Here is a 13,096-nt window from a genome sequence, read left to right on the forward strand (position 1 = left end):
ATTGTACAACATATTGAAGGGATGAGGAAGAAATGGATATCGTCGCATTTCAAAGATGGGTGGAGGAATTTTACGAAAAACGAAGCTGGTCACAGTATAATTCCTTTATTCGCTTAAATTTCTTAACAGAGGAAGTTGGAGAAGTTTCACGCGTTGTTCGTGCAATCGAAATTGGCCGTGATCGTCCTGACGAAAAAGTGAAAACAGAAGAAGAACTAAAACAAGAGTTAAAAGAAGAACTTGGTGATGTACTATCTAATCTTATTATTCTTTCACAAAAATATGATTTAGATTTACAAGACATTATGGAGGCACACGTCACAAAGCTTTCGAAAAGGTTCGAAGTATCCAAATGAGAATATTATCAATTATGGTATAATGTTCTTGTCACAATACTAAGGGGGATTTTATGTTATCTAAAAAATTGCACGACGCATTAAACGATCAAATGAACTTTGAATTTTACTCTGCCCACGCCTATATGGCAATGGCTGCTTACTGTACAGCTGAGAGCTATGATGGATTCGCTAACTTTTTCCTTGTACAAGCTGAAGAAGAACGTTTCCACGCAATGAAGCTTTACAACTACATTAATGACCGTGGTGAGCGTGCTATTATTACTGGATTTGATAATCCAAATAACGAATATGAATCTGTATTGAACGCTTTTGAAGTGGCACTTGAGCACGAGCGTGAAGTAACGAAGCGTATTTATAACTTATCTGATATCGCTTGGGATGAGCGTGAACACGCAACAATTACATTTTTAAAATGGTTCGTCGATGAGCAAGTAGAAGAAGAAGCTTCATTTGATAGCATCATCCAAAAACTAAAACGTATTACAAGTGATTCAAACGCACTATTTATGCTAGATGCTGAATTAGAGAAACGTACATTTACACCTCCAGCTCAATAATATTTCAATCACCTTAATACATGTATTAAGGTGATTTTTTATTTGCTCTCTATCTTAAAATCACCTTAAATTTCCTCATATTTGACATAGCGCCAGCTATAAAATGGTATTATTTTCAATATAAAAACAATATACGAGGAGAGAAAAAATGAATCAACGTGTAGAAGCTGTCGATGCAATTCGTGGTTTCGCTTTGTTTGGCATTTTACTAGTCAATATGACATTAATTCAATTTGGGTTCTTCACCAGTGAAAAACCCACTTATCTATTCGGCAATCTTGATAAAGGCGCTAATTGGTTTATTCAATTTTTCGGCACACACAATTTTATATCCCTATTTTCTTTTCTATTTGGGCTTAGCATTATTTTGTTACAAAAAAGTATTATCGCAAAAGGAAAAAAATTCTTCCCTACATACATAAGACGTATTATCATTCTTTTACTACTTGGCTACATTCACGGCACTTTTGTTTGGGAGGGAGATATTTTATTTGCATACGGAGTTATCGGGATTTTCTTAATGATGTTCATCAATCGAAAACCGAAAACTTTGCTCATTTGGGCGATTATTCTACTCGCACTTATTACACTTATGTCCTATCAAACTGATCCATCTACAAATATAAATGATTTCGCACCTTATACTGAAAAAGAACATAAAGTCCATCAAACCGGAGGCTATATGGATCACGTCAACTTTAGATTGACTGAAAATCCTTTTGATTACATAGGAATTAACGGTGTATCTGGATTAGTTTTCATATCAATTTTCGCAATAATTTTTATGTCTCCACTGTTCCTACTCGGAATGTATGTAGGGAAAAAAGGCTGGCTATTTGAGGTCAATAAACATATACCTGCTGTCAAAAAAATATGGTTTGCCACCGGTCTCTTCTCTTTTACAATTAAAATCTTAGCTATGTTCGTAAAGCATCCGATTTTAATTATGTTACAAGATGGCCTTACACCAGTAACTATGACCTTCTTTTACGGAAGTACGATTATTTTATTATTCCATTACAAAAAAGCATCTCGTCTACTAACATACATGGCGAACATGGGAAAAATGTCCGTTAGTAATTACTTAGCACAATCTATTATTGCAACAACTATTTTTTACGCATATGGATTTGGCCTATACGGTAAAATCGGTTATTTCTTCGGTATTCTTTTAACCATCGGAATTTATACGATTCAATTATTCGTTAGCACCTATTGGCTCCAGAAATACCGGATGGGTCCAGTGGAATATGTGTGGAGACTGGGAACTTATTTAGAGAAACCACGTTTTAAAAGAGATTTGGATAAAGCAAGTTAAACAAAAAAGCAATGAGCTTACGCTCATTGCTTTTCTTAATTTATTAAAGCATAACCCCAACGATAATCGCTGATAATATACTTACTAACGTTGCACCGTATACAAGTTTTAAACCGAATGATGATACAACGTTTGCTTGTTTGCCATCGATACTCTTCGTTGCACCTGCGATAATTCCGATAGATGAGAAGTTCGCAAATGATACAAGGAAGATAGATAAAATACCTACTGTACGAGCTGATAAATCGCCAGCTACTTTTCCAAGGTCAAGCATTGCAACGAATTCGTTCGTCACTAATTTTGTTGCCATAATTTGTCCTGCTTGTAGCATCTCTGATGTTGGAATACCCATTACGAATGCTAATGGTGAGAAAATGTATCCTAAAATGCTTTGGAATGTGATTCCGAAAATTGAATCGAATACACCGTTAATTGCTGTAATTAATGCTACGAAACCGATTAACATCGCCGCTACTGTTACAGCGATAGAGAAACCAAGCATAATATATTCGCCTAACATTTCAAAGAATGTTTGTTTCTTGTCTTCTTGTAATTCTAAAATATCGTCTTCTTCTTTTACTTCATATGGATTAATGATATGAACGATAATGAATCCACTGAATAAGTTTAATACAAGTGCTGTTACTACATATTTTGGATCAATCATTTTCATATAAGAACCGACGATTGACATCGATACTGTAGACATTGAAGATGCACAAAGTGTGTATAAACGATTTTTCGGTAATTTGCTTAGTTGATCTTTTACTGTAATGAATACTTCCCCTTGACCAACGATTGCAGCCGCTACCGCATTATATGATTCTAGTTTTCCTAAACCGTTAACTTTACTTAATAGGAAACCGACTGCACGAATGATAATCGGTAAAACTTTAATATGTTGCAGGATCCCGATTAATACTGCTAAGAAAATAATCGGTAATAATACTGTTAAGAAGAATGGTGCTTGTCCATCGTTTGCTAGACCACCAAATACGAAGTTAACCCCAGCTTCCGCAAATTTTAAAATAGAACCAAATCCATCTGCGATCCCTTTTACTAATACAAATCCGACCTTTGTATTTAGTAAGAAATACGCAAGTACCAATTGAATGACAAGCATAAGTGCAATTGGTTTATATTTAATTTTCTTACGATCTGAACTGATAAGGAAACCTAGTACAAACACTACAAGTAAACCGACTAGAAACATTACTATTTTCATATGTGAATCCCCCACTTCTCCCACGAGTTATTGGTCGTATAACGTATAACGAATGACGTCTGACCATTGTTGTTAAAAAAATTTAAAACCCCTAAAAACTATTCAACTGTCATCTAAAATCAGTAAGCGTTTACATAAATTGCAATTTATAAAAGGTAGCTTCTTCTCTCCTACCATACTTGAAAGTCTGAAATTGATACCACCTACAAATCAAATTGTAAGCGTTATCTAGGTGAAATGCAATATAAATTTTAAAAGATTTTTATATGTTAATATATTCCTAATTAATTGGTTTTTTCATGCAAATTTACCATAAAAAAATAGCCCTAGCTATGAGCTAGAGCCATCCTTTTTTTACCCCGCTTTAACGGGCAGTAAGACCCCCATCTCAACATTCAGCGAAAACAAAGAAGTTAGATGGGTGATTAACTGCCCATAAAAGCCCGATTGGTGAGGGCTGATAATCAGCGGGGGATAAAGCTCCCCCCACTAATTAAAGTTTCACTTTATAACATAACACCAACGATAATCGCTGATAAAATACTTACTAATGTCGCACCGTACACAAGGCGTAGGCCGAATGATGATACAACATTTGATTGATTTTCATCGATACCTTTCGTTGCACCTGCGATAATTCCGATAGATGAGAAGTTCGCAAATGATACAAGGAATACAGAAAGAATACCAACTGTACGAGCCGATAAATCACCAGCTACTTTTCCAAGATCAAGCATCGCAACAAACTCGTTTGATACTAATTTTGTTGCCATAATTTGTCCCGCTGTTACCATTTCTGCTTGCGGGATGCCCATTACGAATGCTAATGGTGAGAAAATATATCCTAAAATAGCTTGGAATGTAATACCGAACATTGAATCAAACAAGCTATTGATTGCTGTAATTAATGCTACGAAACCAAGTAACATTGCCGCTACTGTGATCGCGATTGTGAAACCAAGCATAATATATTCGCTTAGCATTTCAAAGAATGATTGTTTCTTCTTATTTTCTAATTTCAGTGTATCTTCTTCTTCTGTAATATCGTACGGGTTAATAATATGAATGATAATGAAACCACTAAATAAATTTAATACAAGTGCTGTTACTACATATTTTGGTTCAATCATTTTCATATAAGAACCAACAATTGACATCGATACTGTCGACATAGAAGATGCACATAATGTATATAAACGATGTTTTGGGATTTTACTTAATTGATCTTTTACTGTAATAAATACTTCTGCTTGTCCAACAATGGCAGCTGCTACTGCGTTATATGATTCTAGTTTTCCTAGACCATTTACTTTACTTAACAACGTACCAATAGCACGAATAAATATTGGTAAAATTTTAAAGTGTTGCAGAATTCCGATTAAAACCGCAAAGAATACGATTGGTAATAGCGCTGTTAAGAAGAATGAAACCTCTCCTTTATTAACAAGACCACCAAATACGAAAACGATTCCAGCTTCCGCATATCCAAGAAGTGCGCCAAATCCATCTGAAATTCCTTTTACTAAAATATAACCAACTTGCGTATTTAATAAGAAATAAGATAATACTAGCTGAATAATAAGCATAATTGCGATTGGTTTATACTTAATCTTCTTTCGATCGGCACTTATAAGAAAACCGAGTACAAATACAACGAGTAATCCTACAAGGAACATAACAAACTTCATTAATAAAATCCTCCATTTAACTCTTCATTAACGTTGAACGTCTGACCATTCGAAACAAGAAATAATCCGAACTTTCCATTTCTCCTCCAAAACCTTCAATCGGATAGGAAAGATCATAAAACCTCTTATTTCAAAGGCATTTTCCATTCTAACATAAATCATAATTCATATCCGCATTTTTCTTAAAAAAATACGTTTTATTATGAAACATTCATGAATGTTCGTCTTTTTCATTATAAAGCGAAACATTCATGAATGTTCGTCTTTTTCATTATAAAGCGAAACTTTAATGAACGGGAGTTTCACTTCACACAAATAGCTGAACCAACAAAAAATGAGCATCAAGTTTCACTTGATGCTCACCTCATTATACTGCTTTTTCTTTATCAGCTACCTCTGGCTTATCCCAACACTCTGTATTGTTCAAACCTGGAATAGACTCCGCATAAAAGACTGGATCTTTCCCTTGTTTCTTTTGCTTAATATAATCTGATAACGCTGCGAAAGCGTACTTAGAAAGGAATACAATTGCTACTAAGTTAATAACAGCCATAATTCCCATAAATAAATCTGCTAAATCCCAAACGATTTGAATTGTCGCCACGGACCCTAGCATAACCATACCAAGTACAGCAATGCGGTATGCATTTAATAGCACTTTACTTCCATTTAAGAACTCAATATTCGTTTCACCATAGTAGTAGTTACCTACTAATGAACTGAATGCAAACAAGAAGATTGCAACTGCTACAAATATAGAAGCCCATGGACCGATATGTTGACTTAACGCCTGCTGCGTTAATTGAATTCCATTTAAATCAGCTGCATTATGCACATCTGATAAAAGAATAATAAATGCTGTACAACTACAAATTAATAATGTATCTGTAAATACCCCTAAAGTTTGAATGAAACCTTGTTTAACTGGGTGCGTTACGTTTGCAGTCGCTGCTGCGTTCGGCGCACTACCCATACCTGCTTCATTTGAGAATAATCCACGTTTTACCCCTAATAAAATCGCAGCTCCTAATCCTCCACCTACTACTTCTTTAATTCCGAAAGCATGTAAGAAAATTTCTTTAAATACATATGGAATTGCCGTAATGTTTGTTACAACAACGAATAATGCCACTGCTACATAAATAATTGCCATTACTGGAACAATCATTTCAACCGCGCGAGCAATTCGTTTTACTCCGCCGAAAATAATAACTGCAAGTAAACCAGCCATAACAAGACCTACTAATCTACTATCTGTTTTGAACGCCCCATCAAAGGCAGCCGCTACAGTATTAGACTGTACAGCGTTAAAAATCAATCCGAAACTTACTGTTATTAGAACAGAGAACACAACACCTAACCAGCGTTTCTTTAAACCCTTTTCCATATAATACGCTGGGCCCCCACGGAATGCATTCCCATCTTTTACTTTATAAATTTGCGCTAATGTGCTCTCTACAAATGCAGAAGCACCCCCAATTACCGCGATTAACCACATCCAAAATACTGCTCCTGGACCACCTGCTGAGATTGCAATAGCTACACCAGCTAAGTTACCAGTACCTACACGAGAAGCTGTACTCATACAAAACGCTTGAAATGATGATACGCCGCTCTTCTCTTTTTGCGCTTTTCTCGTTTTCGAGCTTGCTCCATCCCCAAGCAAACGAATCATTTCACCGAAGTAACGAACTTGGACAAATTTCACACGAAATGAAAAATAGAGCCCTAACCCAATTAACATCGCAATAATGACATATGACCAAAGGATATTATTTACATCCCCAATTACCCTAGCTAAAAAATCCATATTTGCATTGCCCCCTCTTCCTAACAATAAGAAAATTATATTCTAAAAACTTTAAGTAATCAAGAACTTTATGTAAGGTTTTATAACATGAATATGTTAATAAAATTAACATACGTGTTTTTTTTACATAAAAATATAGCCATTACATACATTTATCCAATACTCAATCACTTATCCTCTTCGACCAGTCATACTTTTAATACAGCACGTTCCCCACAAATAACGAGAGAGAAATAAACAAAAAAAATTATATTAATAATTACCTCTCACCCTTTTCATCATTTCCTACAACAAAAAAGGCGAGCATCGAATTCACCTCGATGCTCGCCTTTTCATTTACACTGCTTTTTCTTTATCTGTTACCGCTGACTTATCCCAACACTCTGTATTCGTTAAACCAGGAATAGAATCTGCACTGAAGACTGGATCTTTTCCTTGTTTCTTTTGCCTTACATAGTCTGCCAATGCAGCATACGCAAATCGGCCGAGAAGTGTAATCGCAATTAAGTTCGTGATTACCATTAGCCCCATAAATAAGTCCGCCATATTCCATACAACTTGAAGCGTCGCAACAGAACCGAATAATACCATTCCAACTACCGCAATACGATAAATTGTTAACCACGTTTTGCTTTGCTTAATGAATTCAATATTTGTTTCACCATAATAGTAGTTTCCTAGAAGTGAACTAAATGCAAATAAGAAAATAATAATCGCTAAGAAACTGCTCGCCCATGGGCCAATTTGTGAACTTAATGCATTTTGTGTTAATTCAATACCTTCTAAATTCGTTGCTTTATATGCACCAGAACATAGTACGATAAATGCTGTTGATGTACATACTAAGAATGTATCTACTAATACTCCAATCGTTTGAATAAAACCTTGTTTCGCTGGATGCGTTACATCAGCTGTTGCTGCCGCATTCGGCGCACTACCCATACCTGCTTCGTTCGCAAATAATCCGCGCTGAATACCATATTTCATCGCAGCACCGATACCGCCACCTACAGCTGAATCTAAACCAAATGCACCTTTAAAGATTTCCGTAAACACATCTGGTATTAAATAGAAGTTTTTAATGACAACAAAAATAGCTACGGCAATATAAATAAGCGCCATTGGCGGAACAATCATTTCCGACATACGTGCAATACTTTTTACACCACCAAAAATAATAACCGCAACTAATGCAGCTAATACAATACCAACAATATAACGCTCTAAGCCAAATGCATTTTCAAATGCTAATGTTACTGTATTTGCTTGTACTGAGTTGAAAATTAAACCGTAACTAATTGTAATCAGAATAGAGAACCAAATCCCCATCCAACGTTTATTTAAACCTTTTTCCATATAATAAGCAGGACCACCACGGAAGCCACTGCCATCTTTTATTTTATAAATTTGCGCAAGCGTACTTTCTACGAAACTTGAAGAAGCACCGATAATCGCAATAACCCACATCCAAAATACAGCTCCAGGTCCTCCCATAGAAATAGCTAACGCTACACCAGCTAAGTTCCCGATACCAATACGAGCTGCAGAACTCATACAAAATGCTTGGAACGATGATACACTGCCCTTTTTACGTGTCTTGCCAGTTAGTCCATCACTCATTAAACGAATCATTTCTCCTAAATGAGTAAGCTGTACGAATTTCAATTTAATAGAAAAATAAAGCCCTAAACCAATTAACATTGCAATAAGAATATATGACCAAAGAATCGTATTCGTTGATGAAACGAATTGTTCCAAAATATTCATACAATTAACCCCTCCTTTTCTCCATAAAACGAATTATATTTAAAAAACATTCAAAAATCAACATTTTTCGACAATTTGCAATTTCCAAATATTAGCCAAGCGCGAAGTAACAATATCTTTATGACTCTCCTCCCTCTAACTGTGCATACTAAAACAAAAAATAAATCTACAAACTACCCCATTGACAAAAACACCTACCTGTAACTATAATGATTACAACAGGTTGTAACAAACCTAATTACAATACATTCATTCACTTTCAGATATACAATTTAACAAAACACTTTGGAGGGATTTATTATGAAAATCGGAATTATCGGAGCAACTGGTAAAGCAGGAAGTCGTATTTTAAAAGAAGCATTAGATCGTGGACATGAAGTAACTGCAATCGTAAGAAACGCTGCAAAAATTACAGAAGAAAACGTAAAAGTTTTAGAAAAAGACGTATTTTCTCTTACATCTAACGACCTACAAGCATTCGACGTAGTTGTAAATGCATTTGGTGCTCCAGCAGGGCAAGAACACCTTCACGTAGATGCAGGAAACGTACTTATTGAAGCTGTGAAAGGTGCACCAAATACAAAATTACTTGTAGTTGGCGGAGCAGGAAGCTTATTTGTAGACGAAGAAAAAACAACACGTGTATTTGATACACCAGGTTTCCCAGGCGAATACCTTGCAACAGCTCAAAACCAAGGTAAAAACTTAGAAATCTTGCAACAAACAAATGATATCACTTGGACATTCATCAGCCCTTCTGCACTATTCGCATTAGGAAAACGCACTGGTTCTTACAAAGCTGGCAAAGACAATCTTCTTGTTAACTCAAAAGGTGATAGCTACGTAAGTTACGAGGACTTCGCAGTTGCAGCACTTGATGAAATCGAAAATCCAAAACATGTAAACGAACGCTTCACAGTTGTTTCTGAAGCTGAATAATAAAAAAGCTCGTAAAACATAATGTTTTACGAGCTTTTTCTTATTATCGTACTTGCTCTAAGCCATTTTGAGTAATCTTGAAGGAAATCTCTTTAAATTTTTTCGCATCCCCTTTTCCAATTAACTCACCAGTTTTATACCAACTTAAACGATCAGATTCTGCATGATACACTTTTACTACATCACCATACTCGAACATCATACCATTTACTTGCTCAGCAAAATTCTTTGAAGTTTCTTGTCCTTCTGCTGTTACATGTTTTTTCTCCGTTCCATTTTGATCATATAGGGTAATTCCCATATATAATTCATTGTTAAAGTAACTATGAATTTGTTCATTTGTAGACGTTACATGTAGTTTCTTATCATCATGATTTAACGTTACAATAGAACGAATATCATCACCCAGCCCTTGGTATACAAGACTATCTCCATATGTTACTTCTACTGGTACTTCCGTTACTTTCTTATTTCCAAAACGGTCTTTCGTTTCTACTTTTACTTTTTGTTTACCGATTTTTGTTGTATTTGGTTTTTCTACAAATCCAACTACTTCTCCGTCTTTGACTTGCACAAAATCTTTTGCTTCTAATTTTTCAACGTCAGTTCCAATAACTACTTTTTGTGGTACTGCTGTTACTTCTTGCAGAGCTTCTAATCTTTCAAATCCATTTTCAGTAATTTCGAAGAATAATTCTTTTATTTCTTTATTTTTTCCTTCTCCCACATATAAACCTTTTTGATACCAATGTAAACGTGAAGACTCTGCATGGTATACTTTCACCACATCTCCATATTCAAATGCTAACCCATTTGCTTCCTTGGCAAAAGCTTCTGTATTCTCCAAGCCTTTTACCTCTATATTTTTCTTCTCTTTTCCCTCTTTATTGTACAAGGTGAATTCAAAATACTTCTCATCTCCAAAGTAATCATGAATCAAATTATCCGTATCTGTCGCACTCATTTTTTTCGTATCATGATGTAACGTTATAATCGATTTCATATCGTCACTACCATAACTTAATCCATATACAAATAGGCTATCTCCATAAGTTACTTCTACTGGCACTTCCGTCACTTTCTTATTTCCGAAACGATCTTTCGTTTCTACTTTTACTTTTTGTTCACCGATTTTCATTGTATTCGGTTTTTCTACAAATCCAATTACTTCTCCACCTTTTACTTGAACAAAGTTTTTCGCTTCTAATTTTTCAGCGTCTGCCCCGATTAATACTTTTTGCGGTACTGCTTCTACTTCCTGTATACCGTCTATTAGTTCATATCCTTGTGGAGTAATCTTAAAGAACTTTTCTTTTTTATTCTTAGCTCCACCTTGATCTACAAGTTTATTACTTTGATACCAATCGAAACGACTTGGTTCTGCATGATATACTTTCATAATATCGCCATATTGAAGTTCAACACCTTCAAGTTGCAAAGCAACCTTTTTAGAATTTTCTTGCCCTTCTATAGAAATATTTTTCTTTTCATTTCCATCCTTATCATATAAGGTAATCCCTACATACTTTTCATTTTTAAAGCGCTCATGAAACTCATTACCAACGAAAGAAACGTTGATTTTCTTTTCATCATGAAGGAGCGTTATAACAGAATTTACCTCATCACCGTAACCTTTAAATACCATAGTATCTCCATAAAGACTGTTAACTGGAACAGAAATGAAATTTCTCTGTCCTTTCTCATCCTCAATTTCTACTAATACCGCTCTTTTTCCAACCTCTAAATACGGCCACATAATTCTACCTGTTACTTTTACATTTTCACCTAAATTTTGAACAAGACTATTTGCTAGATTTTCATTAAAATTCGCACCAACGATGAGATCTTGTACCACAGTAGACGCTTCACCATAAGGAAGCCCGCCGTATGGTTTCACTTGTTTTTCACGAATAATATTACTATCTGTTGCTTTCCATATTTCTTTTTCTAATTTAGGTAAATTTAAATTTTCGATTTTCCCTCTAACCTCATCATTTGGACCTAATCCCCATTTCTCAAAAAACGGCACTAAGTTTTGTTTAGCCGCTTTCGATGCCATATAAATAAACATTTGCTTTTTATCTTCATCTGAAGCAGGCATTTCAGATTCTGGTAATAAGCGATACATTTGATGTAAATTAGGGTAAAAATGCTCTCCATAAGCTAAATCAAGTTGCCAAAACATTACTAGTTTCTCGAATTCTTCCATCTTTTTTTGAGCATCAGGATTATCTAAGTAAGCAAAAGCTTTTTTATAATGACCATCTTCTTCTAGACTTGATTTATTGCCTAACATTCTTTGAACCGATAATGAATATATATTTACTGTTACTTCTCCTACACCTGACCAAAACCAAGGAGCTTGCTGATGTAAATGCCCTACTTCATGCCACGGTCCCCAGCCATCTCCTTGTAATCTCTTTATATTTAAAACCCTATCCATAGTCTCTGGAACATACCCTGTATGATAATGAGTAGCAAACATCCAATCATCTTTATCTGGTTTTCTCTTTTCAACAAATTGGATATAGTGGTTTGGAGCTTTTGACACCCCTATACCATCTTCAGATAATCCTGCTACAGAATTTTCAAAGCGAATAATCTTATCATGTAGCCTCATTAATTCTACTGGATCCGTCTCTCCCATATAGTTTGCCACTGCTTCAGGACTTGCAGTAATTAAACTTCTCTCACCCTTCAATTCAACTGCATAAGGATTTTTATACTTTTTTAACATTGCATCCCAATCTTTTTTTGTGTGTTTCCCTAATACAAATAATGGAAAATGACTTCCTCCATGAATAACTGAAGCTGTTACTTCGCCATCATTATTCATGTTATAAAAATATAGTATTCCACCTCTTGAAGATGAAATATTATTTTCACCAGGTTTTAACTCAAATTCTTCAAACCCTTTTTCATCATATGACTTCGTTCCTATGAACGCTTTAATAGATTGCGTTCCTTTTATTTCAATTTTAATTTCTTCATTTGGACCAGCATAAATTCCAGTTGGTTCATTTGTTGAAAGTACATAACGTACTTTTAAGCGTTTTTGCTCTTCTTCAACACTACCTTTTCCAGGCAAATGAAACGTTCTCTGCTCCAAACGATTCTCTTTACTCTCTTCCAACTGCCCGCCCTTATTCTCTTCCAAAGGCGCCGCATATCCTTTCGATGCTTCGAAAGCTACTGGTGATAATAATGTAGATATACAAATACCAGCTACTAATACCCTACTCTTTTTCTGCTTTGACATAATCTGTGTCCCCTGTCCTTTTTTTAGACAAACCATCCTATATATTCATTTAATAAGAAATCCTATTATTTTTATAAAAACATTTATTGAATAGACTAACACCTCTCGCACCTATATCAATTACTACCGCATTTCTCTAAATGTATTCGCTTTCTTATATTGTAAATTTTTTTA

9 protein-coding genes are annotated in these 13,096 nt (G+C 35.1%); 4 read left to right on the top strand and 5 right to left on the bottom strand.

Annotation, left to right across the window (positions count from 1 at the left end; translation table 11 throughout):
• Positions 1–32 precede the first annotated feature (32 nt).
• The 3 genes from AC0ONG_RS24095 to AC0ONG_RS24105 all read left to right on the top strand — a co-directional run bounded on the left by AC0ONG_RS24095 (position 33) and on the right by AC0ONG_RS24105 (position 2,234).
• Positions 33–356 carry a MazG nucleotide pyrophosphohydrolase domain-containing protein gene (locus AC0ONG_RS24095; RefSeq protein WP_000355764.1) on the top strand — a complete coding sequence of 108 codons (324 nt, stop codon included), beginning with the start codon at positions 33–35 and terminating at the stop codon, positions 354–356.
• A 53-nt stretch (positions 357–409) separates the two neighbouring features.
• Entirely contained in the window at positions 410–916 is a 507-nt protein-coding gene (locus AC0ONG_RS24100; RefSeq protein WP_000949393.1) for a ferritin, read from the top strand.
• Between the two features lie 148 nt (positions 917–1,064).
• Positions 1,065–2,234, top strand: a complete 1,170-nt coding sequence (locus AC0ONG_RS24105) for a DUF418 domain-containing protein (protein ID WP_136996949.1) — start codon at positions 1,065–1,067, stop codon at positions 2,232–2,234.
• Between the two features lie 43 nt (positions 2,235–2,277).
• On the opposite strand, the gene AC0ONG_RS24110 is transcribed toward AC0ONG_RS24105, so the two are convergent.
• From AC0ONG_RS24110 to AC0ONG_RS24125, 4 genes are all read right to left on the bottom strand, one after another.
• Positions 2,278–3,459, bottom strand: a complete 1,182-nt coding sequence (locus AC0ONG_RS24110; protein WP_000706853.1) for a NupC/NupG family nucleoside CNT transporter — start codon at positions 3,457–3,459, stop codon at positions 2,278–2,280.
• Between the two features lie 506 nt (positions 3,460–3,965).
• On the bottom strand, positions 3,966–5,147 hold the full coding sequence (locus AC0ONG_RS24115; protein ID WP_000673845.1) for a NupC/NupG family nucleoside CNT transporter: 1,182 nt from the start codon (positions 5,145–5,147) through the stop codon (positions 3,966–3,968).
• A gap of 367 nt (positions 5,148–5,514) precedes the next feature.
• A complete protein-coding gene (locus AC0ONG_RS24120; RefSeq protein ID WP_000346410.1) occupies positions 5,515–6,957 on the bottom strand; it encodes an alanine/glycine:cation symporter family protein in 1,443 nt (480 codons plus the stop codon).
• Between the two features lie 336 nt (positions 6,958–7,293).
• Positions 7,294–8,724 carry an alanine/glycine:cation symporter family protein gene (locus AC0ONG_RS24125; protein WP_001022952.1) on the bottom strand — a complete coding sequence of 477 codons (1,431 nt, stop codon included), beginning with the start codon at positions 8,722–8,724 and terminating at the stop codon, positions 7,294–7,296.
• A 300-nt stretch (positions 8,725–9,024) separates the two neighbouring features.
• On the opposite strand from AC0ONG_RS24125, the gene AC0ONG_RS24130 reads away from it, so the two are divergent.
• Positions 9,025–9,663 (top strand): NAD(P)-dependent oxidoreductase, encoded by a 639-nt coding sequence (locus AC0ONG_RS24130; protein WP_000689910.1) that lies wholly within the window; start codon positions 9,025–9,027, stop codon positions 9,661–9,663.
• Between the two features lie 43 nt (positions 9,664–9,706).
• On the opposite strand, the gene AC0ONG_RS24135 is transcribed toward AC0ONG_RS24130, so the two are convergent.
• Positions 9,707–12,922, bottom strand: coding sequence for a putative mucin/carbohydrate-binding domain-containing protein (locus AC0ONG_RS24135; protein ID WP_000043247.1), 3,216 nt, complete (start codon positions 12,920–12,922; stop codon positions 9,707–9,709).
• Between the last annotated feature and the right edge of the window lie 174 nt (positions 12,923–13,096).

The organism is Bacillus sp. TCT6 (assembly GCF_056033845.1).

Coding starts and splice junctions, on each gene's coding strand:
- AC0ONG_RS24130 (WP_000689910.1), top strand. CDS start 9,025: ATGAAAATCGGAATTATCGGAGCAACTGGTAAAGCAGGAAGTCGTATT.
- AC0ONG_RS24095 (WP_000355764.1), top strand. CDS start 33: ATGGATATCGTCGCATTTCAAAGATGGGTGGAGGAATTTTACGAAAAA.
- AC0ONG_RS24135 (WP_000043247.1), bottom strand. CDS start 12,922: ATGTCAAAGCAGAAAAAGAGTAGGGTATTAGTAGCTGGTATTTGTATA.
- AC0ONG_RS24120 (WP_000346410.1), bottom strand. CDS start 6,957: ATGGATTTTTTAGCTAGGGTAATTGGGGATGTAAATAATATCCTTTGG.
- AC0ONG_RS24115 (WP_000673845.1), bottom strand. CDS start 5,147: ATGAAGTTTGTTATGTTCCTTGTAGGATTACTCGTTGTATTTGTACTC.
- AC0ONG_RS24125 (WP_001022952.1), bottom strand. CDS start 8,724: ATGAATATTTTGGAACAATTCGTTTCATCAACGAATACGATTCTTTGG.
- AC0ONG_RS24110 (WP_000706853.1), bottom strand. CDS start 3,459: ATGAAAATAGTAATGTTTCTAGTCGGTTTACTTGTAGTGTTTGTACTA.
- AC0ONG_RS24105 (WP_136996949.1), top strand. CDS start 1,065: ATGAATCAACGTGTAGAAGCTGTCGATGCAATTCGTGGTTTCGCTTTG.
- AC0ONG_RS24100 (WP_000949393.1), top strand. CDS start 410: ATGTTATCTAAAAAATTGCACGACGCATTAAACGATCAAATGAACTTT.